General features: G+C 55.0%; 24 protein-coding genes and 8 tRNA genes. 1 reads left to right on the forward strand and 31 read right to left on the reverse strand.

The window, feature by feature from the left end; all coding sequences use genetic code 11:
• Positions 1-10: 10 nt before the first annotated feature.
• The 14 genes from F1381_RS25925 to F1381_RS25990 all read right to left on the reverse strand — a co-directional run bounded on the left by F1381_RS25925 (position 11) and on the right by F1381_RS25990 (position 14,222).
• The gene (locus tag F1381_RS25925) at positions 11-1,213 is read right to left on the reverse strand and encodes an amidohydrolase family protein (RefSeq protein ID WP_151737728.1); all 1,203 of its coding nucleotides are present in this window, start codon (positions 1,211-1,213) and stop codon (positions 11-13) included.
• A gap of 235 nt (positions 1,214-1,448) precedes the next feature.
• Positions 1,449-2,123 (reverse strand): GntR family transcriptional regulator, encoded by a 675-nt coding sequence (locus tag F1381_RS25930; RefSeq protein WP_187355575.1) that lies wholly within the window; start codon positions 2,121-2,123, stop codon positions 1,449-1,451.
• 246 nt (positions 2,124-2,369) lie between these two features.
• Positions 2,370-3,323, reverse strand: a complete 954-nt coding sequence (gene trxB / locus F1381_RS25935; protein ID WP_151737730.1) for a thioredoxin-disulfide reductase — start codon at positions 3,321-3,323, stop codon at positions 2,370-2,372.
• Between the two features lie 49 nt (positions 3,324-3,372).
• Complete coding sequence (locus F1381_RS25940; protein ID WP_151737731.1) at positions 3,373-5,118, reverse strand: tetratricopeptide repeat protein; 1,746 nt, start codon at positions 5,116-5,118, stop codon at positions 3,373-3,375.
• Positions 5,119-5,448: 330 nt separating this feature from the next.
• Positions 5,449-6,399 carry a ribose-phosphate diphosphokinase gene (locus F1381_RS25945; protein WP_151737732.1) on the reverse strand — a complete coding sequence of 317 codons (951 nt, stop codon included), beginning with the start codon at positions 6,397-6,399 and terminating at the stop codon, positions 5,449-5,451.
• 24 nt (positions 6,400-6,423) lie between these two features.
• The gene (gene hisJ / locus F1381_RS25950; RefSeq protein ID WP_151737733.1) at positions 6,424-7,251 is read right to left on the reverse strand and encodes a histidinol-phosphatase HisJ; all 828 of its coding nucleotides are present in this window, start codon (positions 7,249-7,251) and stop codon (positions 6,424-6,426) included.
• Between the two features lie 15 nt (positions 7,252-7,266).
• Positions 7,267-7,953 (reverse strand): bifunctional phosphoribosyl-AMP cyclohydrolase/phosphoribosyl-ATP diphosphatase HisIE, encoded by a 687-nt coding sequence (gene hisIE / locus F1381_RS25955; RefSeq protein ID WP_151737734.1) that lies wholly within the window; start codon positions 7,951-7,953, stop codon positions 7,267-7,269.
• Positions 7,950-8,708, reverse strand: coding sequence for an imidazole glycerol phosphate synthase subunit HisF (gene hisF / locus F1381_RS25960; RefSeq protein WP_151737735.1), 759 nt, complete (start codon positions 8,706-8,708; stop codon positions 7,950-7,952). The genes hisIE and hisF overlap by 4 nt, the downstream gene beginning before the upstream one ends.
• Positions 8,709-8,937: 229 nt before the next feature.
• The gene (hisA, locus tag F1381_RS25965; protein ID WP_151737736.1) at positions 8,938-9,669 is read right to left on the reverse strand and encodes a 1-(5-phosphoribosyl)-5-[(5-phosphoribosylamino)methylideneamino]imidazole-4-carboxamide isomerase; all 732 of its coding nucleotides are present in this window, start codon (positions 9,667-9,669) and stop codon (positions 8,938-8,940) included.
• 39 nt (positions 9,670-9,708) lie between these two features.
• Complete coding sequence (gene hisH / locus F1381_RS25970) at positions 9,709-10,332, reverse strand: imidazole glycerol phosphate synthase subunit HisH (RefSeq protein ID WP_151737737.1); 624 nt, start codon at positions 10,330-10,332, stop codon at positions 9,709-9,711.
• Entirely contained in the window at positions 10,333-10,941 is a 609-nt protein-coding gene (gene hisB / locus F1381_RS25975) for an imidazoleglycerol-phosphate dehydratase HisB (protein WP_151737738.1), read from the reverse strand. It abuts the gene before it with no gap.
• On the reverse strand, positions 10,931-12,238 hold the full coding sequence (hisD, locus tag F1381_RS25980; protein ID WP_151737739.1) for a histidinol dehydrogenase: 1,308 nt from the start codon (positions 12,236-12,238) through the stop codon (positions 10,931-10,933). The genes hisB and hisD overlap by 11 nt, the downstream gene beginning before the upstream one ends.
• Before the next feature lie 22 nt (positions 12,239-12,260).
• On the reverse strand, positions 12,261-12,917 hold the full coding sequence (gene hisG, locus F1381_RS25985) for an ATP phosphoribosyltransferase (RefSeq protein WP_151737740.1): 657 nt from the start codon (positions 12,915-12,917) through the stop codon (positions 12,261-12,263).
• A gap of 87 nt (positions 12,918-13,004) precedes the next feature.
• Complete coding sequence (locus tag F1381_RS25990; protein WP_151737741.1) at positions 13,005-14,222, reverse strand: ATP phosphoribosyltransferase regulatory subunit; 1,218 nt, start codon at positions 14,220-14,222, stop codon at positions 13,005-13,007.
• Positions 14,223-14,527: 305 nt separating this feature from the next.
• Between F1381_RS25990 and gntK the strand changes: the two genes are divergently transcribed.
• Positions 14,528-16,060 (forward strand): gluconokinase, encoded by a 1,533-nt coding sequence (gntK, locus tag F1381_RS25995; RefSeq protein ID WP_187355577.1) that lies wholly within the window; start codon positions 14,528-14,530, stop codon positions 16,058-16,060.
• A gap of 132 nt (positions 16,061-16,192) precedes the next feature.
• On the opposite strand, the gene F1381_RS26000 is transcribed toward gntK, so the two are convergent.
• The 17 genes from F1381_RS26000 to F1381_RS26080 all read right to left on the reverse strand — a co-directional run bounded on the left by F1381_RS26000 (position 16,193) and on the right by F1381_RS26080 (position 26,653).
• The gene (locus F1381_RS26000) at positions 16,193-17,344 is read right to left on the reverse strand and encodes an acyltransferase (RefSeq protein WP_151737742.1); all 1,152 of its coding nucleotides are present in this window, start codon (positions 17,342-17,344) and stop codon (positions 16,193-16,195) included.
• A 77-nt stretch (positions 17,345-17,421) separates the two neighbouring features.
• On the reverse strand, positions 17,422-18,630 hold the full coding sequence (locus tag F1381_RS26005; RefSeq protein ID WP_151737743.1) for an acyltransferase: 1,209 nt from the start codon (positions 18,628-18,630) through the stop codon (positions 17,422-17,424).
• A gap of 356 nt (positions 18,631-18,986) precedes the next feature.
• On the reverse strand, positions 18,987-19,475 hold the full coding sequence (locus F1381_RS26010) for an acyltransferase (protein WP_151737744.1): 489 nt from the start codon (positions 19,473-19,475) through the stop codon (positions 18,987-18,989).
• Positions 19,476-19,489: 14 nt separating this feature from the next.
• Positions 19,490-20,125, reverse strand: a complete 636-nt coding sequence (gene ppaX, locus F1381_RS26015; RefSeq protein ID WP_151737745.1) for a pyrophosphatase PpaX — start codon at positions 20,123-20,125, stop codon at positions 19,490-19,492.
• A gap of 9 nt (positions 20,126-20,134) precedes the next feature.
• Entirely contained in the window at positions 20,135-21,160 is a 1,026-nt protein-coding gene (gene lgt / locus F1381_RS26020) for a prolipoprotein diacylglyceryl transferase (protein ID WP_151737746.1), read from the reverse strand.
• A 12-nt stretch (positions 21,161-21,172) separates the two neighbouring features.
• Positions 21,173-22,111 (reverse strand): HPr(Ser) kinase/phosphatase, encoded by a 939-nt coding sequence (hprK, locus tag F1381_RS26025; protein ID WP_151737747.1) that lies wholly within the window; start codon positions 22,109-22,111, stop codon positions 21,173-21,175.
• Positions 22,112-22,385: 274 nt separating this feature from the next.
• Positions 22,386-23,507 (reverse strand): ABC transporter ATP-binding protein, encoded by a 1,122-nt coding sequence (locus tag F1381_RS26030; RefSeq protein ID WP_151737748.1) that lies wholly within the window; start codon positions 23,505-23,507, stop codon positions 22,386-22,388.
• A 111-nt stretch (positions 23,508-23,618) separates the two neighbouring features.
• Positions 23,619-24,713, reverse strand: coding sequence for a PucR family transcriptional regulator (locus F1381_RS26035; RefSeq protein ID WP_151737749.1), 1,095 nt, complete (start codon positions 24,711-24,713; stop codon positions 23,619-23,621).
• An 83-nt stretch (positions 24,714-24,796) separates the two neighbouring features.
• Positions 24,797-25,768: an NAD(P)/FAD-dependent oxidoreductase gene (locus F1381_RS26040; RefSeq protein ID WP_151737750.1), complete on the reverse strand. Its 972-nt coding sequence runs from the start codon at positions 25,766-25,768 to the stop codon at positions 24,797-24,799.
• A gap of 139 nt (positions 25,769-25,907) precedes the next feature.
• Positions 25,908-25,980, reverse strand: a tRNA-Lys gene (locus tag F1381_RS26045).
• A 4-nt stretch (positions 25,981-25,984) separates the two neighbouring features.
• A tRNA-Tyr gene (locus F1381_RS26050) sits at positions 25,985-26,070 on the reverse strand.
• Positions 26,071-26,075: 5 nt separating this feature from the next.
• Positions 26,076-26,151 (reverse strand) — tRNA-Phe (locus tag F1381_RS26055).
• A 29-nt stretch (positions 26,152-26,180) separates the two neighbouring features.
• Positions 26,181-26,257: transfer RNA gene (locus F1381_RS26060), tRNA-Asp, on the reverse strand.
• Between the two features lie 13 nt (positions 26,258-26,270).
• Positions 26,271-26,346: transfer RNA gene (locus F1381_RS26065), tRNA-Thr, on the reverse strand.
• Positions 26,347-26,376: 30 nt separating this feature from the next.
• Positions 26,377-26,452 (reverse strand) — tRNA-Val (locus F1381_RS26070).
• A gap of 7 nt (positions 26,453-26,459) precedes the next feature.
• Positions 26,460-26,536, reverse strand: a tRNA-Met gene (locus tag F1381_RS26075).
• Positions 26,537-26,561: 25 nt separating this feature from the next.
• A tRNA-Ser gene (locus F1381_RS26080) sits at positions 26,562-26,653 on the reverse strand.
• Positions 26,654-26,779 lie beyond the last annotated feature (126 nt).

Genomic DNA, 26,779 nt, shown 5'->3' on the forward strand with positions numbered 1-26,779 from the left:
CACCCCCTCTTCAGTTCGAAATAGTGAGATTGTCAGCCGACATATAACGGTTCGAATACTTGTCCCAGTTTCGGATATAAAGGCCGCGTGCATTCTCCGACAGCACCAGAGAGGCGGCATCGTAAGCGTAAGCCTCATCAATGATCCGTTCTCCGACAAGGTCCGTCAGCAGAAGACCCAGTTCCTTCCTGATGACCCGTGCGCCGAGCCAGCTGACTTCCGGTATCGTAAACCCGTCTGAGCCGTACAGCACCTTGGTAAAAGGAGCCATTTCAAAAATTTGTCTCAGCTTTGGCCGGACACCAATGCTGCTGAAAGGAATCATGGAAGAAAGGTCAAGGTAAACGGACGGATACTGGTTAACAAGATAACCGGCTTCTTCCACAAAGGGATAGGCGGTGTGTATAAAAATAATTTTGAGGCTGCGGTAGTGGGGATCGCTGAGGATTTCATGCATCAGCAGCGGGCTGGACAGCTTAACATCGATCATCGGGGCGTCTCCGGCTCCGGAATGCATCTGGATCGGAATATCATAATCCATACAAAGCTCAAATGCCTGCAGAACCAGGTAATCGCGGATGTCTTTTTCGGCTGCGCGGTCGGAGGGGTTGCTTAGGAAGCGCTCATAACTGGCCGCCGCTTCGGCGCGTCCGATGGGGCGGATGCCAAGTCCGGTATGGTAGGCGATCACAGTCTTATAAGCGATGGTGCCACAGTTCTCGACCTCATCGCGCAGCTCGGCGAGATACATATCTTCCAGCTCTCCAAAAGGAAGCTTCTGCTCAAACATAGGATGGAAGGTAGCCTCCACACGATGGATGCGGCGCGTCGGCACGGCAGAAGTGACCTCGTGGAACCAGTCCAGCTCTTCTGCGGCCAACCGGCTTCCCATTACAGGAAAACCGTAGTCCACCAGCATGGATTCCATGCCGGCATCCTGCAGCAGCAGGTCTACGTAAGCCTTAGGCGAAGCTGCATATCGTTCGTTCCGCGCCTGAATCAGCGCATCGTCCGAAATGGCGGGATCCAGTCCAAGCAGATCGATCATCTCTTTACGTACCATTTTAAACAGCAGCGTGTTTCGCGTATGGTAACTGTCCGGGGGAATCAGCGAGAGCGTAAAGCAGTTGTCGAATGTCTTCTTTTCTCTCGTTGGCATAAACGGATGGCAGTGGTCGTCAATCATGGGCATTTTGCTTAAATCAATAGCCATTGGTTCTCCCCCTCATGTCTGATAAACAAATTGTTTTTGTTATTGTATACAATATAAGATGTTCTCTCTCCTTTGTCAACAAAAGTAACATTATAGGGGGTGAAAAGATAATTTTATCGAAACTATGTTAGGTAATATTACAATGAACTGAGCAGGATAGAAAAAGGCCGCCCTTCCCACTCCCGGAAAAGGGTGGTAAAGCGGCGGCCGTGTATGTTAGCTATTGACGAATCGGTTACTGTCCCAACGTGTGATGTGGCTGTGCGGGTTTGTCGCCGTATCCGTGAATCAGCAGTTCCTGTCGTGCCCGGTTCCAGTTCTGCTGAGTGTATTGTCTGGCTTTCTCGGGATTCCGCGCCTTTAGCGCATCTAATATGCCCTGATGCTCAAGCGTAGCCTTCTCCAGATTAAAGCCCGTTACAAACCGGGTCTGAATTTGATACGTTTTGTGAAAAAGCTTCTCCACATGTCTGATAAGCAGTTTGTTGGAACACATCCGGTGCAGCGTCCGGTGGAATTCGATGTCGCACTCCTTCCACTTGTAGAAATCCGCGAGCTCCTTCTGCTCGTTCATCCGGTCAATTAATTCCTGAAGCTGCTTCAGATCAGCCTCGGAAGGCTGCTTGGCGGCCAGGTAGGCGATCATCCCTTCAACGCCCTCCATCATTTCATAACATTCGTTCACGTCTTGGGCGGTCAGCACGCTGACATAAGCGCCCTTTCGGGGATATACGGTAATGAAACCGTCGACGGACAACAAACGAATGGCTTCGCGAACGGGAGTCCGGCTCATATCCAGCTTCTTAGCATACTCTTCTTCAATGATGGGCTGGCCTGGGGTCAGCTTGTTCTCCTCGATATCCCGAAGAATGCTGCTGTATGCAATTTCCGCTTGGTTTTGCTTGCCCATGGGCACAGCCTCCTTCATGTCAACAACTCGCACATAATTATACTGAGAGGGAATGCCAATTGTAAAGGCTGGAAGGATCCCCCTCTTCAAATGAAGCTCTGATTCCTAAAAAAGAGTACTGCCTGGCTTATCCCGTCCCGGTCATTCCGTATACAGAAAAGAGGCGCCTTGCGCCGGCCGCCCGGCCGGGAAGACACCCCCTGATGTTATTGCAGCAATGTTAATGCTTTCCCTTGTCTGCCGGGTTTATTTGTCGAGCGTCTCGCTCCAGTCGTGCACCATGCTGCCTTCCAGATACTTCTCGGCGTCCATAGCGGCCATACAGCCGCTTCCCGCTGCCGAAATCGCCTGGCGGTAACGGGTATCCTGCACGTCGCCGCAAGCGAATACGCCCGGTATGTTGGTCTCCGTTGTTCCCGGATTAACCACGATATACCCGTTCGCATCCGTTGTAATCTGCCCGCCGAGGAAAGCCGTATTCGGTGTATGGCCGATCGCCACGAATACTCCGTCTGCTTCCACCAGTTCTTCCGCGCCGGTCTCGTTGTTGCGGACCTGAAGGCCCTTCACCCCGGTCTCGGTTACAGCCACTTCCAGCGGGGTCCGGTTGAGGGCCCAGGAGATTTTCGGATTCTCCCGCGCGCGGTCCTGCATGATCTTGGAGGCGCGCAGCTCATCGCGGCGGTGAACCAGCGTCACATCCGAAGCGAAGCGGGTGAGAAAGCTGGCTTCCTCCATGGCGGAGTCGCCGCCACCGATAACAATAATCTTCTTGCCGCGGAAAAAGAATCCGTCGCAGGTGGCGCAGGTACTGACACCCCGGCCCACATTCTCTTTCTCGCCGGGTATACCCAGATACCTTGCTGAAGCTCCCGTGGAAATGATGACGGTCTCCGCTTCCAGCACAACCTTGCCCTCCAGCGTAAGACGGAACGGACGAGCCGAGAAATCCACCGACTCCACCCAGCCATTGCGGAACTCAGCACCGAATCGGGTCGCTTGCTTGCGCATATTCTCCATCAGCTCAGGACCTAGAATACCTTCAGGAAAACCAGGGAAGTTCTCCACTTCCGTTGTCGTAGTCAACTGTCCACCCGGCTGCAATCCTTCAATGACGAGCGGGTTCAGATTGGCACGCGCCAAATAAATCGCGGCCGTCAGCCCGGCCGGGCCTGTTCCGATTACAATCGCTTTGTACATTGCTCTTGCCCTCCTTTAGGTTCTCATAACGCCTTGGTTGCTAATTAGATTATATCTTCTCCGTTGATGAAGGGAAAATACCCAAACCGGACAAGTCGTCAAAGGTCTCGCAAATCTCCTCGATTCTCCGGACATACCGGCTGACCATGGAGACGGTAACCGAATAACGCTGGGCGATCTCCCGGTAAGTCACCGGACGCCCGTACAGCTTGGCGACTCTGTATTCCAGCGCTGCCGACCAGCCCTGGGTATGTCGGAACGGCGGAACATCCGGCTGCAGGCGGTCAACAAACCGCTGCCACAGCAGTTCCGCAGCCTTCTTCTGATGGGCATCGAAGCGCCGGTCCATCATAGTGGTCGTCTGGTCAATGATCCGCTGCCATTCCTCTTTCCACTCCAGCGCCCCCTTGGGCGGCAATGGCAGCCGTTCCTGCTCTGCCGCAGAGACATCCTCTCCTTCTGGACCGCCGATCAGACGCTGCAGACTGAGCAGCGCCGTTTCCGGCAGGCCTTCCTCCAGAGAGGGTTCCTGTTCCATCAGCTTACGCAGCATTTCCGCCGTCCCGCTGTTGCCGATCCAGCGGAGCGCTTCCGTCACCTGCCGCTGCGTATCACTGTCTCCGTAGCGCAGCGCCCAGAAGAACGAGGCCCGCAGCAATGGATTGCTTTGCACTTCCCGGGCCAGCGTATCGGGGCTCTCCGCCCACTGCTTCAGCTGCTCTTGAAAAGGCAGCTGATAATTGTAGCTGATCGCAGGCATTGGCTGGCCGGCCTTGCCGGCGGCCTGCAGCTGAGTCAGAAAGAAGCTCGGCACCGGCGAAGCCGGGTCGAGTCTGGCGGCCTGACGCCAGCAGTGCAGTGCCTCGTCATACAAGCCGCTGTTGCTTGCAGCCGCCGCACAGTAATGATGAAGGCTGGCGTCGCCTGCTGCCTCTGCTTCTTTAAGCAAACGGCGAAAATGGCTGTAGGCGATCCGGTGTCTGCCGAGAATTCCCATCGTGGTGGCCATTTTGAACACATGCTCCTGATGGAACGGTACGGTAGTCTCCAGCATCGACACCAGCACGGCGAGCTGCTCTTTATCGCCTGCATACTGCAGCAGAATCGCCATGTTGCACAGTGCATGCAGATTGCCCGGATCCTGCTCCAGTACTTCCGACAGGCACTCCCGCGATTTGGCGAAATGCCCCATGTAGAAATAGGCCAGGGCCAGATTGTTGCGGGCGGCCAGAAAATCGGGAGAGGTATCTAGAATCTCTTCAAGCAGCTTCACCGCCTGCTGAAATTTCCCTTCCTCCAGCAGACGGCGGGCCCGTTCGTGCTCCACAACGCCCTCCCGGCTGCGGATGCGCACGAGTGGTGCTGGCCGGTCTAGCTCATACTGCAGCAACTCCATCAATTCTTCCGACTCGACCAGATATTCACCGTTTGCATCCTCTTCCAGATAAGTCACCAGCGACTGTTCAGCCGCTTCGAAATTATCCATATTGGCGAAGTTGTTCGCCATGTAGAAGTGACACTCGGTCATTCCCGGCTCAATCTTATCCAGCACATGCCGCAAAATGTCATTGGACGCCTCGTAATCGCCCATCTCTGATAATATACCCGCCAAATTGCAATGATTCACCGGATTCTCCGGTTCATATTCCACAGCCTTGCGGAAATTCCGTAATGCCTTATCATATTGAAAGCGGTCCAAGGACCGTACGGCTCTTTCAAAGAAAAAATTGGCATCCAGAGTGATTGGAACCACGTTGCCGTGATCCGTATCCTTCTCTGATGTTAATTCTGTCATGGAAGCAAGGCACCCCCCTTTACAGCTTCCCGTTCCAAGCAAAATAGGAGACGGCACAGCACTTCATGTCCGCTCCCATCCTGGATTGTCTGATCTACTTCGGTTATGGCTTTCAATGCCTTCACCCAGTATACCACATGTCTGTGGAAGATTCTCAAGCATTAGAGGAAGCTGCAGCAAGGAAAATGCTAGATATAGCCTGACTTCTTGCGGTGCAAAGAACGCTGTAAACGTAAAGCAGCCCCACAAAGTGGGGCTGTACCTGGAGCCGATTGAGGCGCTTTTGCCAAGGGCGCCGTCATATCCCTTCTATACTCAGGAAAGCGGGAATCAGATTCCCGCATCCCGGACCAGCTTGTCAATAGATCCGCCTTCCAGAATAATCCGGGTAGCCTCAGCCAGCATTGGCGCGACAGACAGCACCGTAAATCGGCTGGAATGTTCGTCCGGCAGCGCGATCGTATCGGTTACCACCACTTCCTCGATGTTCGGATTCTCCATGCGCTCCAAGGCATCGCCCGAGAATAGTCCGTGAGTGGCACAAATGATGCTGTTATGCGCCCCGCGCTCCTGCAGACCCTCCACCACATTCACGATGGTCGTCCCGGTATCGATCAAGTCCTCGATAATGACCGGTGTCCGCCCCTCCACATCGCCGATAACATGGGTAATGACCGATTCATTGTGAGCCGGACGCTTCTTGATCATGATCGCGAACGGCGAATCCAGCCGACTGGCCAGCTTCTCGGCCATGGAAGCGCGCCCCGCATCCGGGGAGACCACCACCGGATTCTCAATATGTTTGCGCTTTAAATATCCGCTGATCAGATCCAGAGCCGTCAGATGGTCCACCGGAATGTTGAAGAATCCCTGAATCGCTGCAGCATGCAGATCGACGGTGATGACGCGGGTCGCTCCGGCCGTGGTCAGGACATCGGCCACCATTTTGGCCGAGATGGGCTCGCGTGGCGCCGATTTACGCTCCTGACGGGCATAGCCGTAATACGGTACGATGATATTCACCGTTCTGGCCGAGGCCCGTTTGGCCGCATCAATCATAACCAGCAGCTCCACAAACAGCTCATTGATCGGATGCGAAAGGGATTGCACCAAGAATACGTCGCAGTTCCGGATACTCTCCTCATAATGCACATAGATTTCACCGCTCTTGAAGCGGGTGAGCTTAATCTGGCCCAGCGGAGAGCCCAGCCGCTGGGCGACTGCTTCAGCCAGCTTGGGATTTGAAGAACCGGAAAATATACGTAATTGTTGATGATGCATAATGCCCTCCTGCGATCCTGGTTTTTATAGTTCAAATGGGACAAGCGACCGTGTACGGCCCTCAAATACGGCAAGCTCGCGGCAGCCGAGCCGGTAAAGCAGGCTGCGCGCTTCATCCAGCCCCTCACCCAGCTTCGCGGGATTGTGGCTGTCGGAGCCCAGCGTCAGCGGAATGCCCAGCTTCAGCGCTGCAACCAGCACATGCTCTGCCGGAAACATCTCCGCGCACGGCTTGGTCAGTCCGGAAGCGTTCAATTCCATAGCGATATCATGCTCTTTTATCGCCTGCAGCGTCTGCAGCTCCAGCTCCCGTACTTCGTCGCGCTCTTCCGCAGTTTGCGGACCGTAACCGAATCTTTTGATCACGTCCATATGTCCTATAATATCATATAAACCCGCAGCTGCGGACTTCTGCACCGCCGCATAATATTTCCGGTATACATCCATCACCTTGCGGCCTTCCCAGCCGTGCACCTGCCGGAAATCGGTAATATCCCATTCCCCGAGAAAATGCACCGACCCGATCAGATAGTCCCAAGGGTATGGGGCCAGCAGTTCCCGGATAGGGCCCTCGTATCCTTCAATATAATCGGCCTCCAGCCCCACCCTGAGGTCAATAACGCCGCGGTAACGCTCTTTAAGCGACAGACATTCCTCCACATAACGCGGCAGCTCCTCCAGCGGCATCGCCATTTCGGGATAGTACTCAGCCGGGTCCACATGAATCAGCGGCAAATGGTCCGACAGGCCAAGCTGCTGCAGCCCAAGCTCTATACCGCGCTGCACATACTCCTCCAGCTTGCCGACCGCATGGCCACAGCGTTCATGGTGGGTGTGGTAATCAATACGCATGCTTCGGGCCTCCTTCTAATCGCGGCGCGGACGTTCGTGGCGGGCGCTCAGCTCGGCCATGATCTCATCGAGCGGCAGCTTGCGCTCCTGCAGCAGCACGAGCAGATGGTAGATCAGATCGCTGACCTCCAGGCGCAGCTCGGCGTTATCTTTATTTTTGGCGGCGATGATGGTTTCGGAGGCTTCTTCGCCCACCTTTTTCAAAATCTTATCGACGCCCTTATCGAACAGATAGGTAGTATACGCGCCCTCAGGACGCTCAATTTCACGCTCGGCAATAACCCGCTCCAGCTCGCCTAGCACGGCGAACCGTTCGGACGCCTTCTGGGCGTTGACCGGCACAGCAGCCGGCTCCTTGAGCGGAATCTCACGGTAGAAGCAGCTGTTCTCCCCGGTATGGCAAGCCGGGCCTTCCGGCACCACCTTTACCAGCAGCGTATCGCTGTCGCAGTCATAATGGATGGAGGTGATGGCCTGGGTATTGCCCGAAGTACCGCCCTTATGCCACAGCTCGCTGCGCGAACGGCTCCAGAACCAGGTCTGTCCACTCTCCAGCGATTTCTGCAGCGACTCTTCGTTCATATAGGCAACCATCAGCACTTCCAGGCTATTCGCATCCTGTACGACGGCCGGCACCAGCCCGGCTTCGTTCCAGCGGATATCTATCCCGTTCAGGCTGTTATTCTCTGGTTCATTGCTCATCGGATCTCTACCCCTTTTTGCTTCAAATCGGCCTTCAGGTCGGAAATGGCGATTTCCTTGTAATGAAAAATCGTAGCCGCCAGTCCGGCATCCGCCTTTCCTTCCGTAAATACATCGTAAAAGTCCCCGATTCTTCCTGCACCCCCGGAGGCAATAACAGGAATACTGAGCGCGTCGCTGACAGCGGCGGTCAGCTTAAGATCGAAGCCGTCCTTGGTCCCGTCGGCGTCCATGCTTGTGAGCAGAATCTCGCCCGCCCCCAGCTGCTCCGCCTCGCGGGCCCAGCTCACCGCCCGGATGCCCGTGGGCTTCCGCCCGCCGTGTGTGTAGACCTCCCACTCGCCCCAGCTTTCATTATATTTGGCGTCGATTGCCACTACAATGCACTGCGAGCCGAACCGGCGCGCGCCCTCGGCAATAAGCTGCGGGTTATTAACAGCGGCTGTGTTGATGCCGATCTTGTCTGCGCCTGCGCGCAGGATGCGTTTCATATCTTCAACGGTGGAGATGCCGCCGCCCACTGTAAACGGAATGGCGATCTCGCCCGCCGTCTGCCGCACGACCTCGACCATGGTGGCCCGGCCTTCCACGGACGCGGAGATATCGAGAAATACCAGCTCGTCCGCACCCTCGCGGTCATACAGCGCCGCCAGCTCCACCGGGTCTCCGGCATCGCGCAGATTGACGAAGTTTACGCCTTTGACAACCCGCCCGTCCTTGACGTCCAGGCAGGGAATAATACGTTTGGCCAACATTAGGGGTCCCCCCTTTTAAATTCCGGTCTCTATAGAAAATTTGATAATGATATGAAAGCTTTTCGATCCCCGGGTAGATTTTGTTTTTCGGCGGATAGGGTCTGTATGGTCCGTATAGCATGAGGATGGGCGCCTGATCTAATTAGTGGCCGGTCACACCCCATGCGATATGCTTACTGCATACTCGGTACTGCATGCCGCATGATGCGTGCACCATGCTGAGCTCCTCCTACTTCAGCGCCGCAAGCGCCTCCGGCAGCTTGATGTCGCCGGTATACAGCGCCTTGCCGACAATGGCGCCGCCGATCCCGCTGCAGCTGTGCGAGCTGAGACGCAGCAGATCGTCCAGCTTCGTCACGCCGCCGGAGGCGATGACGGTGCGGCCGCTGGCCTGCGCCATGGACAGGATGCCCTCCACGTTCGGGCCCTGCATCATACCGTCGCGGGAGATGTCGGTATAGATGAACGTCTCCGCGCCTTTACCAGCCAGTTCCTTGGCCAGCTCTTCCGCACGGACCTCCGACGTATTCAGCCAGCCGTGCGTAGCCACGAAGCCGTTCCGGGCATCGATGCCAATAGCCACCTTGTCGCCATACCGGGCTAGCACCGCTTCGGTGAACGCCTGGTCGCTGATCGCTGCAGTGCCGATAATTACCCGGCTAACTCCGAGACCGAGCAGCTTCTCCACATCGGCCAGACTGCGCAGGCCGCCGCCGACCTGCACCGGTACTTGAACACTGCGGGCAATCTCGCCGATCAGGGCATCATTGACCGGATGACCGGCCTTGGCGCCGTCCAGATCGACAAGATGAATGAACTGTCCCCCCTGCTCCTCCCAAGACTTCGCTACCTGTACGGGATTCTCGTTATAAATCGTTTCCTGGGCGTAGTCGCCCTGCTTCAGCCTTACGCATTTTCCGTCCCGGATATCAATGGCCGGATAGATTACAAAAGAAGACATTCCGCTCCCCGCTTTCGACACAATATAGTGATAGCGGGCCTACGCCCGCTCTTCCTGCAGCTTTAAGAAATTGCCCAGCAGCATGATGCCCAGCTCCCCGCTCTTTTCCGGGTGAAACTGCATCCCGTACACATTGTCCCGCCCTACTACGGCAGTTACCGGGTGGCCGTAATCCGTAACGGCCAGCACATCGCCCTCCTGCTCCGCCAGCGCATGGTAGGAATGGACGAAATACACATGTCCCTCCTCCAGACCGGACAGCAGCGGGTTCTGCGGCTGCCGGAAGCTCAGCCTGTTCCAGCCCATATGCGGCACCTTGTAGCCGTCTCTAGGCGCAAAACGCACAACAGAGCCGGGCAGCAAATCCAGGCCGTCGTGAACACCGTGCTCTTCACTGCCGGTGAACAGCAGCTGCATCCCGAGGCAAATGCCCAGCAGCGGCTGCCCGCCGGCGGCGGCCTCCTTGACGACCAGGTCAAGACCGCTCTCCCGCAGATGCGCCATGGCATCCCCGAAGGCCCCGACACCCGGCAAGATGACGCTGTCTGCAGCAAGAATCTGCCCACGGTCGCCGGTAACCAGGCTTTCATAGCCGAGGCGTTCCACCGCTTTGCTCACACTGTGCAGGTTGCCCATACCGTAATCCACAATGGCTACAGTCATCTACAGCACTCCCTTCGTTGACGGCACGCCTTTCACGCGCGGATCAATCATCGTAGCTTCATCCAGCGCCCGCCCCAGCGCCTTGAACACCGCCTCGATCATATGATGGGTGTTAGAGCCGTAGTGTACGATGACATGCAGCGTGATGCGGGCTTCCAAAGCGAATTTCCACAGAAATTCATGCACCAGCTCCGTTGAGAAACTGCCGACCTGCTGCGACGGATACTGCGCCCGGTATTCAAAATGCGGCCGGTTGCTGATGTCGATCACCACCTGGGCCAGCGCTTCATCCATCGGAATGAAGACATTAGCGTAACGCTTGATGCCCTTCTTGTCGCCCAGCGCTTCGCGCAGCGCCTGCCCGAGGCATATACCGATATCCTCCACCGTGTGGTGATCATCGATTTCGATATCCCCTTTGGCCTGAACGGAGAGGTCGAACTGGCCGTGCTTTGTAAACAGATCGAGCATATGATTCAAAAAAGGTACATCCGTCTCCAGCTCGGACACGCCGCTGCCGTCCACCGCCAGCGAGAGCGCGATATCCGTCTCGTTGGTCTTGCGGCTTAACCCTGCCTTACGTGCATTTTCTGCGCTATTATTGTCCATTCCCGTCCCCGCCTTTTCCTTCGGTAGTAAGTCTGATCTCGATCGCTCTCGCATGCCCTTCGAGCCCTTCGCGCCGGGCCAGCTCCATAATTGTCTCCCCGTCGCGCAGGAAGGCTTCCTTGCTGTAGTAGATCAAGCTGGATTTCTTAATAAAATCGTCAACATCGACCGGCGAAGAGAACCTTGCCGTGCCGTTGGTCGGGATGATATGGTTGGGACCGGCAAAATAATCGCCCACCGGCTCGGAGCTGTAGGTCCCGAGGAAAATGGCCCCAGCATTCTCGATGGAACCGAGCAGACCCATCGGGTCCGCAGTTACGATCTCCAGGTGCTCCGGCGCCAGCCGGTTGACCACCGCGATTCCTTCCTTCAGCGACTCAACCACGATGATCGCGCCGAAGTTCTCTACGGAAGCGCGGGCAATGGCCTCGCGCGGAAGCTCCTGCAGCTGCCGCTCCACCTCGGCAGCCACCGCATCCGCCAGGCTGCGCGACGGCGTCACCAGAATGGCCGAGGCCATCTCGTCATGCTCGGCCTGGGAGAGCAAGTCGGCCGCGACGTAGGCCGGCTCTGCCGTATCGTCGGCGAGCACGACGATCTCGCTCGGCCCGGCGATGCTGTCGATATCGACCACGCCGTAGACCTCGCGCTTGGCCAGGGCTACATAAATGTTGCCCGGCCCGCAGATCTTGTCGACCGGCGCGATGCTCGCCGTGCCGTAAGCCAGCGCGGCGACGGCCTGCGCGCCGCCCACGCGGTAAATCTCGTGTACGCCCGCTTCCGCAGCGGCCACGAGAATATAGGGATCAATGCCTTCCTTGCCGCCCGTGGATGGCGGAGTAACCATCACAATCTCCGGCACCCCGGCGATCTGGGCCGGAATCACATTCATCAGCACGCTCGACGGATAAGCAGCCTTGCCGCCCGGCACGTATACGCCCACACGCTTCAGCGGGCGGATAATCTGGCCGAGGATAGTGCCGTCCGGCTGCAGATCCATCCAGGAGCTGCGCTTCTGCCGGGCATGGAAGGCCCGGATATTGTCCGCTGCCGCACGGATGGCGGCGACAAATGACTCCTCCACCTGCCCGTAGGCTGCCTGAAGCTCTTCTTCCGTTACCCGCAGCTGCTCCGGTGTCAACGCCGCTCCATCGAACTGTTCCGTGCAGCGGAGGAGCGCTGTATCACCCTCTTCTTTGACCGCCTCCACAATTTCCTTGACCGCCTTGTTCTGCTCCGGTGTACCGTATTCCACCTCGCGCTGCAGCCTAAAATCTTTGCTCGACTGTATCTTCACCGTTTCTCCCCCTTATCCGTCCTTAACGCTTACCGTTTCCTGCAGCCACTCCCGGCGCAGCAATCACGGTCTGCAGCCGGTCGCAGAGCTGCTGAATCTCCGCGTTCTTCATCCGGTAGCTGACCCGGTTGGCCACCAGCCGGCTAGTTATATCAAAAATGCTCTGAAGCTCCACCAGCCCGTTGTCTCTCAGCGTCTGGCCGGTCTCCACCATATCGACGATCCGGTCGGCCAGCCCGATCAGCGGGGCCAGCTCAATGGAACCGTTCAGCTTCACGACCTCGACCTGCTGGCCTTGCTCCTTGAAATACCGCGAAGCGACATTCGGGTATTTCGTAGCCACCCGCTGCTGGATGCCCGGCTGCCAGTCAGGCAGACCGATAATTGACATCCGGCAGCGGGCGATGCCGAGATCAAGCAGCTCGTAGACATCGCGGTTCTCTTCCAGCAGCACATCCTTGCCGACGATCCCGATGTCCGCCACACCGTACTCCACATAGGTGGGCACATCAACCGGCTTGGCCAGAATAAATTCCATGCCTGCCTCAGGCAAGGAAACGACCAGCTTCCGTGACTCCTCGCCGTCCGGCGGAATCGGCAAGCCTGCTGCGCGGAACATTTCGGCGGCTTTTTTGTATATACGGCCCTTCGGCATTGCCACCTTCAGTATTTGTGCCATTGCTGTAGCCCTCCGTTTCAATCAGTATGCAGTATGTTACCAAATCAAACTAGAAATGCCGGCTGCCTCTCCACGCTGCGGCCATCCTCATCCATGCTCACTGACAAAAGACACAAAGGTATAAATTCCGCCGTATTGCACACCGGCAGCCTCAACCGTCTGCGCATCCACCCGCTCTACCTGCTCAAGCTCTTCCGGCCCTGCGACGAGCCGGGTCACTACGACCTGCCCTTCGGTGCGCAGCCGCGCGGCTTCCTCCAGCCCTTCCCTGCGCCGCAGCGCGTCATACTGAATCAGAACCGGGAGCTCTTCCGCCTCCGGATTGCCGGTTACCCCATCCAGAATGCGGTTCGTCTTCAGCGAGAAGCCGGTAGACGGGACGGGACGGCCAAACTGCTGCAGCAGATTGTCGTATCTTCCCCCGCTGCACACCGGAAAGCCGAGCTCGGCGGCATAGCCTTCAAACGTCATACCCGTATAGTAAGAGAAGTCTCCGACCATGGTCAGATCGATCAGCACATGCTCGGAGACGCCGTATGCCACCAGCACCTCCCATACCTTGCACAGATGCTCAATGGAAGCGCGGGCCAGCGGATGGCTGCTGATCTCCAGCGCTTGTCCGCAGATTTCCTTGCCGCCGCGCAGACGCAATAATCCGTCAAGCTCGCTCTTCTGCGCTTCTGGAAGCTCAAGACGCTGCAAAGTCTCCCGGAAAGCGACGTAATCGCGGCCCAGCAGATGATTCTTCAGCTCCTCCTGGGCTTGCGGAAGGCCTTCCACAGCATCCTGAAACACGCCGTCCAGGAACCCGACATGCCCTATTGCAATCTTGAAGGACTTCACACCTGCCGCCTGGAGCGAAGCGATAGCCAGCGCCACCACCTCAGCATCAGCTTCCGGCGAGTCGTCTCCCACCAGCTCCACGCCGGTCTGGAAGAATTCCGCTTCCCTTCCCGCTTCCTCTTCAATCGCCCGGAACACGTTGGCGTGATAAGACAGCCGGAGCGGCAGCGGCTCATCCTTCAGCAGCGAGGAGACTACCCGCGCCACCGGAGCGGTCATCTCCGAGCGCAGCACCAGCGCCTGCCCGCGGTTGTTCAGCAATTTATACAGCTTCTGGTCGGAGGTGGAGCTGGCCACACCGACCGTGTCGTAATATTCCAGCGTAGGGGTAATCATCTGCTGATAGCCCCAGCGACTCATGCAGTACAGAACATCCTTCTCGATCTTGCGCAGCTTGGCTACCGCACGCGGCAGATAGTCGCGCACACCCGCCGGCTTCTCAAAACCTTTTGGCTTGGACATGTATAGGCTCACCTCGTCGATTCAATCATACAGAGTATTAATCAAAACACTTTACTATGGTACAGTGGTAGTAAATTAAAGTAGTGGCAATATCGTATCACGGACCCGGCTTTTCCGTCAATAAAGCCTTACATTAACATAGAACAGGGCTAGAGCAGAAACGTCCTGTTCTCCGGCCCCCCGCTTTGCCTCCGTGTCCTGCGGATACTATAATTAGATATACTTTAGATTACGTTTATTGTCTTCCATCTTCCAGCAATCTATTTCCCGGCAGAAAGAAGGACATCCACTTGAGTACATCCTATATGATCGGCGTTGATATTGGAACCACCAGCACGAAGGCTGTCCTCTTTGCAGAGAACGGCGCCATTGTCGCCCAGGCCAACCAGGGCTATCCGCTTCATCAGCCCTCGCCGTCCGTCGCCGAACAGGATCCCAAACTTATCGTAGAGGCAGTCCGCAGCACGATTACCGCTGTAATGCGGGACAGCCGCGTTCCGGCTGAAGCGGTCCTGCTCGTATCGTTCAGCTCGGCGATGCACAGCGTCATCGCTGTCGACCGTGAGGGGCGGCCGCTTACCGCCTGCATCACCTGGGCGGACAACCGCAGTGCGCCCTACGCGGCCCGCCTGAAGGACGAGCCCGGCGGCCATGAGCTGTATCTGCGGACGGGCACGCCGATCCATCCCATGTCACCGATTACGAAGCTGATGTGGCTTGGAGCCGAGCACCCGGAGCTGTTCCGTCAGGCGCATAAGTTTATCTCCATCAAAGAATATCTGTTCTTCCAGTGGTTTGGGGAGTATATGGTTGACCATTCTATCGCTTCAGCCACCGGTATGTTCAATCTGGAGAACCTGGATTGGGACGAAGAGGCACTGCGCACGGCTGGAATTACTGCGGAGCGGCTGTCCCGGCCTGTTCCTACCACACAGCGCATGACGGGAATTTCCGCCGAAGAGGCAGCGAGCCTGGGGCTGCTGCCGGACACACCGTTTATTGTAGGCGCCAGCGACGGCGTACTCTCCAATCTTGGCGTAGGCGCCTTGGAGCGGGGAGTGATTGCCGCCACAATCGGGACCAGCGGTGCCATCCGCACGGTCGTCGACCGTCCGCTGACCGACCCGAAGGGCCGTATCTTCTGTTATGCCCTGACAGAGCACCACTGGGTAATCGGCGGTCCGGTCAACAACGGCGGCATGCTCTTCCGCTGGGTGCGCGATGAGTTTGCCGCCTCAGAGGTAGAGACCGCCAAACGTCTGGGCATCGATCCGTACGAGGTGCTGACCCGGATCGCCGAGCAGGTGCCTCCGGGCAGCGGCGGCCTGCTCTTTCACCCGTACCTGACCGGAGAGCGCGCACCGCTGTGGAACCCGGACGCCCGCGGCTCCTTCTTCGGCCTGTCGATGAATCACCGCAAGGAGCATATGATCCGTGCGGTGCTGGAGGGCGTCATTTTCAACATGTATACGGTGCTGCTGGCCATGGAGGAGAACATCGGCCGGCCCAGCCGCATTCTGGCCACGGGCGGCTTCGCCCGCTCCTCGCTGTGGCGGCAGATGATGGCCGATATTTTCGACGAGGAAGTAGTGGTGCCGGAGAGCTTCGAGAGCTCCTGTCTCGGTGCGGTTGTCCTCGGGCTGTATGCCCTGGGCCGCATCGACTCCCTGGATGCCGTACACGGGATGATCGGCTCCACGCACCGTCACCGGCCGGTCACCGAGCATGCCAAGGTCTATAAGCGGCTGCTGCCCATCTATATTTCTGTCTTCCGCAGTCTGGAAAGCCAGTACACGGCGATTGCCGATTTTCAGCGCGAACATGCCGGTGAAGTGTAGTTCACCTAACCCAATATACATTTACCCGTTCACCCGCGGGGAATGCTTGCCTTGTAGCTCCGGAGCATTCCTCCGGAATACACAAAAACGCCGGCGCATCTGCTAGTAGCAGTTGTGCCGGCGTTCACTATATTATGCTTTTGTTTTACGTTCAGGCTTTCGCGGCGCGGACCCGAACAGCACCCAGCCCGGCTTCACGTAGCGGAAGACCAGCGCCACCACCAGCCATGAGCCCAGCAGCGCGACCAGCCAGCCGCCGAAGATTGCTGCCGTGTAGGCGAGCGTTCCGCCGTGGAAGTCCAGCTTCCGGTAATAGAAGAGCAGCGCCGGATGCAGCAGATAGATGCCGAAGGAGCAAGCGCCGATGGAGACCAGCATCCGGGTCAGCAGGCTGCGTCCCGCTCCGTACAGCAGGAAGGAGAGCTGCAGCAGCACCAGACAGGACAGCAATGCATGCAGATTGGCGAACCCTTCGTACCACAGGCTGTTGATGACTGTCTTGTGGACATAGCTGTTATACCACAGCTCGACATGCACGGCACCGGCGGCGAGCCAGAGAAGCCAGAGCAGCACCCAGGACAGCCCTTTGGCGGACCGGAATCCCTCCCGCGAAGGTACAAGCCATTTTTTTAGAGAGCTGTAATACACCGCAATGGCTGCGCCAAGCAAGAAATAGGAGAAATACGTAATGGCCAGGCTGCCCTTGGACAGCTGCCAATACCCGTGGTTCGCCATATATTTGTTCAGCAGAACGAATCCCCATTGCAGCGCGAGGCCAATGACCGGCGCCCAGGCGGCAAGCCGGCGCACCTTTTGCAGGCACCAGAGCAAGAGCGGAAACAGCACATAGAACTGGATAATAATAATGATGTAATACAGATGCGTATATGCCGTTCCGGTCAGCAGATACTTGGTCATCTTCCGCGCCATTTCCTCCAGGGGCATGCCCCAGGTATTGCCCGCATTCATCTTGAGGATGAAATACAGCACCGAGAACACGAAATAAGGCACTATAATGTAGAGCAGCCTTCTGCTGTAGAATTTGCCGAGCGTCTTGCCGGTCAGCGGGCGGTCGATATAATTGTAGAACAGCACGAATCCGCTCAAGAACACAAATGATGGCACTGCAAACTGGCTGAATTTATTGATAAACAGAAACGGATGAAACAAATTGCTGCCTTGCGTCTCGGCAATCGTACGCGAAGTGGCGTGAATCGCCAGCACCGCAAAAATCGCCAGCGCCCGAAAAATATCGAGCTGCGGAATTCTTTCTTTTTGTCCCATAGCTATCCTCCTGGTCATTTCCGCATCCCGCGATGCTTCCCTCTATAAAATTTCACGTTCCCGTATGCAGTAAGCCGCTATACCCCGCTTTCCTGCGCTTCCTCGCGGACACGGCTGCCCATGCCGCCCAGAGCCGGCTTCCCGCCAGGTGCGAGCGAACGCGGCACATTGCCCAGCGCCACCCAACTGATCCGGATATGCCGGAACGTCCACTGTGTAATCAGCCAGCTTACTGCCAGCGCAATGACCAGCCCGCCATATACGTATCCGACATAGAGCAGGGAATCCGTCTGAAGCTTACTCTGCAGCAGCCGGTAGACGGCCAGGAACAGCGGGTGGATCAAATAAACGGCGAACGAAAGCTCACCCAGCCGCGTCAACCAGGCAACCAACCGCTGCGGCGCTTTCCGGTAGATCCAGAAGGCGGCAACCAGCAGGACCAGGGCTGAGAGCAGCGTATGCACATTCCAGAGCAGCTCATACCACAGCGAGTCTACCCAGTCCCCGTAATGACGCGCTTTGTACCACAATTGGACATGAGCAAAGGCGGCAGCTAGCCACAGGATGAGCAGAAGCAGGATGCATCTTTTTTGCACAGCAGACTTTTGGATCCGTGGGCCTGTAAACCACTTCTTAATCTCAGCAAAATGTACGGCAATGAACGCCCCCAGCATGTAGTACGCCAGATAGGAAATCGCGAGACTTCCCTTTTCCACGATGTGCAGCTGGTATTTATTCCAGAAGATGAACCCCCACTGCAGCGCCAGCCCGAGCGGAAACGACCAGCGTACCCACTGCCGCGAGCTTTGCAGCAGTTTAAGGAGCAGCGGAAAGAGTACATAGAATTGAATGCTGATAAATACGAAATACAGATGCGCATAGGCTGAGCCTGTAAACAAGGCGCGCAAAAAGCTCAGTATATTCTCTGACGGATGCTGCAGCAGCTCCCCGTTGATATACAGGGTCAAGGCGTAATATCCCGCCGATGCCAGCAAATAAGGAAGCAGAATATACTTCAGCCTGCGCCGGTAAAAGCTGCCGATCAGACCTCGCGTTACCGGACGTCCGTAATAATTGTAGAACAGCACGAAGCTGCTCAGAAAAATAAAGGAAGGCGTACCGAATTTAAAGAAAATATTCATCCAGTTCAGCCAGTAATAATACGGCGAAGAGAGTGCAAGCTCTCCGGCTGCGAAGGATGAGGCATGGACGTGAAGTACCCCGATAATTGCCAAGGCGCGGAAAATATCCAGCTGGGGCAGGCGTTGCTGTTTGGCTGCATTCACCACAATAGATTCCTCTTCTCTGCAATGTTAGTCCGTTACTGAGAAATCAGGCGGAAAGCCTAAGCCGTATATCAGGAAGCCTGTCCCTGCTGATTGTCCATTCTGATATGATGCCGCGGCATCCCTGTGCGAGGGTTTGGGCTCGCCTCTTAATAAGTATAACCCGTACGCTCTATTCCCGGTACTTAAAGCTTGCTTAAACAATTCTAAAGGCTTTCTAAAGGCCCTATCAAATAACCCCACAAAGTGGGGCCTTGTCATGGAGTCAGTTCAGATACGAAAGCCTGCAGACCCTCGCGCAAGAATACGCAATATGAACCTGCAGGCTTCACTTGCCTGGTCTATTCAGCTTCCGGTTATTCTGCCGCCGGACGCAACACGCGCAGCGGGTTGCCCCCCACCATGGAGCCGGCTGCCACATGCTTATGCACAACGGAGCCCGCCGCTACGACGGCGCCATCCCCGATCGTTACACCGGGAAGAATCGTCGAGTTGGCGCCGATCATGACGTTCTCCCCGATAATCACTTCTCCCAGCCGGTACTCTTTAATCAGATACTCGTGGGCCAGGATCGTGGTGTTATAGCCGATGACCGAGTTTTCGCCTACCGTGATCTTTTCCGGAAAAAACACATCCACCATCACCATGAGTCCAAATGCCGTGTGCTTCCCTACCTTCATGCCGAGAATCCGCCGGTAAATCCAGTTCTTCAGCGGCAGATAAGGACAATAACGGGCGAGCTGGATAAATATAAAGTTTCGCACACCTTTGAACGGACTGACCGTCCGGTAGATGTGCCAGAGAGAATTATGCTCCTCTACAGGATATCGGGTAATGTTTCTCACGTTCGGATCGTCCCCTACCCAAGCATTTCAAGTAAATCTGTCATGTCATGAATAATAAAATCCGGTCCATACTGACGGAGAGTCTCTTCCCCTTTTAGCGACCAGGCCACACCTGCTGCAAGCACCCCTGCCGCCTTGGCAGACTGGATATCCACGGGACTGTCCCCCACCATCAGTGTCCGCTCCGGCCGCACGCCGAGCGCCTGTACCGCTGTAAGCACCGGCTCCGGATGCGGCTTTGGATGAGTCACGTCGTTGACTGTTACAATCGTATCCATATATTGCAGCATATCGAACATCTCCAGCGTTTTCATCGTGGATGGACGGATTTTGGTGGTTACAATGCCCATGCGGATCCCGCGCTGCTGCAGCTGCTGCATCGTTTCATTCACATGCGGAAAAGCGGCGACCAGTTCATCATGATGTGTGTTGTTGTAGGAACGGTAGGAACGCTCCAGCACAGCCGTATCGATCAAGCCGGAAAAAGCACTCAGCTGCTGATGCAGCGTAGTCCCCATATGGGGAATCATCTCTTCCCGGGTCATCAGTGGCAGGTTGTTCTCTTGCAAAGCATGCATGAACGAGCTAAGGATCAATTCATTAGTGTTCACAATTGTTCCGTCCAAATCAAAAAGAACGCATTCTATCATTGAGGTTGCTTACTCCTTTGGTTCCTCTTCTCCGGATCTCGGCGTAACTGCCGGTTTGTCCTGAGAGTTAATGACCGGGGTAGCCGTATCCGGAATGACCGAATCGGCTGCAGCCGGCTTCGTGCTGACAATAGGGTCGGAATAACGCTCGCTGGCCTGTCCGGTCACCCGGCGGACAATGATCAGGATGACAGCGGCCACAATGAGCAGCAGCGCAAGCAGCTGGGAACTGCGGATATTGCCATAATCGGCACTGAAGCTTCCCTGTTCAAAGCCAAGCCATTCCATAGGCGTCCAAAGCGCATTGATGAACGAGGCGACTCCACCCGCTCCGTGAAAGCCGAGGCTGTCTGTACGAAGCGCTTCAATAAAGAAGCGGCCGATCGAATACCAGATGAAATAGGACAGGAAGATCTCACCTGCACGTACAAATCTCTGCCGGCGAAGTACCATCAGCAGAATAATGCCCAAGAGGCTCCAGAGCGATTCATACAGGAACGTCGGGTGATGAAAGGCACCGTCTATGTACATTTGGTTGACGATAAAATCGGGAAGGTGCAGCTTATCGCGCAGGAACGACTCCTCTATCACACCGCCGTAAGCTTCCTGATTGACGAAATTGCCCCAGCGGCCAATCATCTGTCCCGCCAGCAGGCTGGGTGCGCAAATATCAACGATACGCCAGAACGGATATCCCTTATAGCGGAAATAGAAGAAGGCGCAGATAATCGCCCCAATCAGGGCGCCATAGATGGCGATCCCGCCGTTCCAAATCTTGAACACATCCAGCAGATTATCCTTATAATCGTCCCACATAAAGGCTACATAATAAATACGGGCGCCGATAATGGCCGAAGGGACTCCAAGCAGCAGCAGATCCATAAAGAATTCCTGCGGAATATTGAAACGCTTGCCTTCCCTGATCGCCAGCAGCAGGCCGACCAGCGCGCCCAGGCCGATAATCAGCCCATACCAGTGGACAGGCAGCGATCCGATGGAGAAGAACACCGGATCGATTGCTAATGGATAGAACATGCTCCCACTCTCCTAATCCAGATCATCCATGTCTTCAGAAATGGTGGCTGTAAGTTTGTTGGTAAACTGCAGTGCGGCATTAAAGCCCATCTGCTTCAGTCGGTAGTTCATTGCGGCAACCTCAATAATGACGGCAAGGTTTCGCCCGGGACGTACCGGAATGGTTACCAGCGGCACATCGGTATCAATAATGCGTGTCGTCTCTTCATCAAGGCCAAGCCGGTCATACTGTTTATCTTGCTGCCAAGCCTCCAGACGGACGACCAGTGTAATCCGTTTGTGGTTGCGGATAGCCCCTGCCCCGAAAAGGGTCATCACATTGATGATACCGACACCGCGGATTTCCAGCAGGTGACGGATCAGTTCAGGTGCCGTTCCGTGCAGTTGATTATCGGAGGTTTGGCGGATTTCCACAGCATCGTCGGCGATCAGGCGGTGTCCACGCTTTACCAGCTCCAGCGCAGTTTCGCTCTTGCCGATGCCGCTGCTGCCTGTAATCAGCATTCCTACGCCGTACACATCACAGAGAACGCCGTGAATCGTTGCCGTCGGAGCCAGCTTGCCCTCCAGAAAGCTCGTCAACCGGCTGGAGAAGATGGTTGTTGCCAGGGCGCTGCGCAGTACCGGCAACCCCTTCTCGTTGCTCACATCAATAATTTCCTGCGGCACTTCCAAGCCTCTGGTAATTACAATGCATGGGGTATTCTCATTACAAATTCCGCGAATCCGGTTCTTGCGTTCCTCCTCCGGCAGCATCGAGAAGAAAGCCAACTCCGTTTTGCCGAGCAGCTGAACGCGGTCCTCGGGATAATATTCAAAATACCCGGCCATCTCCAGACCCGGACGGTTCAAATCATCCACAGTAATCGGCCGTTTCAGGCCTTCTTTTCCAGAAATTACTTCGAGTTGAAAGTGTTGCACAAGCTCCGCTACTTTTACCTTCTTAGGCATATGTGTATTCGTCCTTTCGTCAACGCGGGTATAATCCGTTTCCACCACGTCTGTTTGCGGCATAATTCCTTTCCAGACACAGGTAATTCTCCTGCTATCTTAAAGGATAACGTCTGTGAATGCAATCTTAATGCGCCCCTATATAGAAGCATCTCTACAGAACTTACCGGGATACTTTGCGGGGACTCCTATATCCATACTACGTACTTTCATCTCAAATACCAAAAAAGCCGCCCTTTCAGGCGGCTTCTTCAAGCGGGGAAATACGGCTATCTTAGCCCAGGAATACGTTCAGTTCGGTTTCTTTGTCGAAGATGTGGATCTTGTTCATGTCGATCGCCAGCTTCGGCTTGCTGCCTTCACGGGTAGTGGAACGGCCGTCTACACGGGCGATTACTGTTCCAGTGCCTACTCCGCTCAGGTAGAGCAGCATTTCATGACCCAGGTTTTCAGTTACGTCTACCAGGGAAGTGAAGATCGTGTTCGGAGAAGCTTCCAGGAATACCGGCTCTTCATGGACGTCTTCCGGACGAAGACCCATGATGACTTCTTTACCGATGTAGCCTTTGTTGCGCAGGATGGTTGCTTTGCCGCCTGGAATTTCTACATCAAGGTTCTGAGCGCGGAAGCGTACGGCTCCGTTCACTTCAGAAAGAGTACCGTTGATAAAGTTCATTGTAGGGGATCCGATAAATCCGGCTACGAACAGGTTGGTAGGCTCATTGTACAGCTCTTCAGGAGAAGCAGCCTGCTGGATGATACCGTCGTACATTACTACGATACGGTCGCCCATGGTCATGGCTTCTGTCTGGTCATGCGTTACATAGATACAAGTGGTTTCAAGGCGTTTCACCAGTTTAGTGATTTCGGCGCGCATTTGACCACGAAGTTTGGCGTCCAAGTTGGAAAGCGGTTCGTCCATCAGGAAGACTTGTGGATCACGGACGATAGCGCGGCCCAGAGCGACACGTTGGCGTTGACCACCGGAGAGGGCTTTAGGCTTACGCTCAAGCAGATGTTCGATATCCAGAATTCTCGCAGCTTCGCGAACCTTCTTGTCGATTTCTTCTTTCTTCACTTTGCGCAGTTTCAGACCGAATGCCATGTTCTGATATACGCTCATATGAGGATACAAGGCGTAGGACTGGAACACCATTGCGATGTCGCGGTCTTTAGGAGCAACGTCGTTTACGACGCGGTCGCCAATGTACAGTTTGCCGTCGGAGATTTCTTCGAGACCGGCGATCATACGCAGGGTTGTGGATTTACCGCAACCGGAAGGTCCTACCAATACGAGAAATTCCTTATCTTTAATATCAAGATTGATATCCATTACTGTAGCTTTATCGGAACCTGGGTATTTTTTGAAAATATGCTCTAAACGTACGCCTGCCATTGTATTTCCCCCTCGAATATATTATTGGGATAAAAAAAATAAATCGCTTTCTTGTAGTTATATCTTACCCCAGACACACTCCAAAGGCTATTTGCAACCTTCACAAAAAACCTATTTTCTTTTCGTCACTTTATACAATAACATGGCTAACTTCACAATGGCCGCATCTCCGAAGCTCCGCACGTCAGCACCGGTTTCTTGCTTGATCTTATCCAGCCGGTAAAGCAGTGTGTTGCGGTGGATATAAAGCTTCTTGGCCGTCTCGCTGACATTGCAGTCCATTTCAAAAAAAGTCTCTAGGGTTAACAGCATTTCCTTATCGCCAAGCACTACGGAGTAATCGCCGATTTGACCCAGCAGCAGCCTGCGTTTGTGGTCCGGAATGCTGTTGACCAGCCGCTCCATGTGCAGCTCCCAAGGCAGGTGAATATAATCGCCGACCTGAAAAATCCGCCCCAGCATAATCGTCTCTTTGAGGAGCGCCACCGATCCGGTCAACCCCTTCACCGGGATGATTGCCTGCGCGACGGACAGATGAAATACACCGACCCATTCGCTGGCGATCAGCTCATGAAGGCCCATACAGGTCTGCGCCAGCAGCTCGTCCGGATTCTCTTCTTCATCGTCTTTATCATCCCCGCCGGTCAGCAGTTCCTTACGCGCCAATATCAGCCATTCTTTATCCTGAAGCGGTATAAGCAGGACATCATTTTCAAAATAATTGCGCAGCAGCTTCATTAAGGAACGGTAGGTCATTTGCGGTTGATGCACATTTTCACTGACCAGCAGAAAAGGAACCATTTCTCCAAACAGCCGCCCCTTTAAGGTGACCTCTTCGGGGATCTCCGCGTCATTCTTCTCCTGCTCCAATTGGGCATTTAACCAGGCACTGAGTTGTCTGGCCTCGGCTTCGCCTTCCTCCTTAAGTCCGGTCGCCTTCAAGGCGATGGCAAAATTATGCGCCGCGTAATGGGCCAGCCGGACTTCCGTGGGAGTCAACCCTTCGAGCTCCATCCATATCGCCGTCGCCCGGCCTTCATTTTCAAATATCGGCACCCACATCTTGCCCTCATGGACGACCGGCTCATTTTCCTGCTGTGTGGTTAAGCCGAACAGGGCAGACGTATGCTGTCTTCCAAGCTGTTTGATTCCGGTTCTTTTTCCAGTGAGTTGCTCCAAACTATGCCGCAGTGTCTCGCTATCCATCGTCACCATTCTCCACCACTTTTACTCTTTTCGCCTATTTTATCATATTTTGCGGCCTTCTGCGGCAGAGGGACTGACAATCATTAGCGATTCACCGAAGTGCTCCCGCTAAAGGATTGACTCAGATCATATTTGGCAGGGGGCAAGGGCTTCGGATTCAGCTTCTTTAATGCTTTGTGCATCCAGATCCCGGCGATTGCGCCTTCTCCCATAGCCACTGTGGCCTGCTCGGCATGTACAGCTACATCGCCCGCTACCCAAACCCGGTCCATACTGGTCAAAAGCGAGCGCTTGTTGGCTTCGATATGTCTATTCTTGTGCAGGTCAATACCAAGCTGTTCTGCCAGTTCAGAGTGTACGGCATTGTTGCCGAAGGCAATAAACCCTCTATCCGCCGGCACTTTATCTCCGCTTTTTAAAATAACACTGCGGATTACGCCTTCCTCCTCGGTGATACGTTCCACCTCTTGCTCAAGGTATATAATATTCTGCTCCAACAGGCGTTGAAGGTTCTCCGGTGAAAGCGGGACACCTTCATGATTAATATAAGTGAGATCGCCCGTACGCTCCCGCAGGACGAATGCCATATGGGCTCCCGCATCGCCTGAGCCAACCAGTACGGTTCGCCTAGCCTCGATTTCATAACCATCGCAATCAGGACATACATATACTGTCCGGCCAAGTGATGGAACAAGCCCCGGTATATCCGGATAACGGTCCATTACACCTGTTGCCAACAGCAAAGTTCTGCCGGTATATTTCTCTCCCTCTGTCCCGCTAAGCAGAAAAAGCTCTCCGCTCTTTTCCGCTTTTATTACACGGTCCGCCGCGAACTGCACCCCCAGACGTTCAGCCTGCCGACGGCCTTTTTCCCGCAATTCCTCCCCTGATACGCCATCGGGGTAGCCGAGAATGTTATGGTAATTGCGGCATAGACTGGACCGCCCGCCTCCTGCATCAATGACCAGCACTGAGTGCACGGAGTAACGCCCCAATTGAATCGCTGCCTGCAAGCCGGCAATGCCTCCACCGACAATTATTGCATCATATATCACTTAAATCCCTCATTTCTGCTCCGGTTTATAAGCTTATAATTAAACGGACTCAGAAATTTTAAACGGACTGCAGTTGTCTGGTGCAATTTTTATAAAAACAACAAAAAAGCCATCACCGAAAGGTGATGACTTTAACGGATGAGCCATGAAGGACTCGAACCTTCGACACCCTGATTAAAAGTCAGGTGCTCTACCGACTGAGCTAATGGCTCAAAATGGTGGAGGCTGATGGATTCGAACCACCGAACACGTACGTGAGCAGATTTACAGTCTGATGCGTTTGGCCACTTCGCTAAGCCTCCATGAATGGTGGCGCGGGAGGGAATCGAACCCCCGACACAAGGATTTTCAGTCCTTTGCTCTACCGACTGAGCTACCGAGCCATACATAAGCCATATTTAATTGTAGAAAATGGCGGAACCGACGGGATTCGAACCCGCGGTCTCCTGCGTGACAGGCAGGCATGTTAGGCCTCTACACCACGGTTCCGCATTGGTAAAGATGGTGCCGGCGAGAGGACTTGAACCCCCAACCTACTGATTACAAGTCAGTTGCTCTACCAGTTGAGCTACACCGGCACGGTGTAAATATTGCTTAAAAATAATTGATGGTGGAGGCTGAGGGGTTCGAACCCCCGACCCTCTGCTTGTAAGGCAGATGCTCTCCCAGCTGAGCTAAGCCTCCGAAAATATGGTAGCGGCGGAGGGGATCGAACCCCCGACCTCACGGGTATGAACCGTACGCTCTAGCCAGCTGAGCTACGCCGCCATATTAATGATCAATGGAATAGGAATGGCGGAGAGAGAGGGATTCGAACCCTCGCACCGCTTACGCAGTCTAACCCCTTAGCAGAGGGTCCCCTTATAGCCACTTGGGTATCTCTCCAAACAGTTTGAAGCTTGTTATTCCATCCAGGCCTTGATCGCCTGAAAACTGGATCGAAACGAATTTGGGTTTTAGTGTATTGGATAAGCCCTCGACCGATTAGTATTGGTCAGCTCCATGCATTGC

Source organism: Paenibacillus tengchongensis (assembly GCF_008973665.1).
Taxonomy (GTDB): Bacteria; Bacillota; Bacilli; order Paenibacillales; family Paenibacillaceae; genus Paenibacillus_AQ; species Paenibacillus_AQ tengchongensis.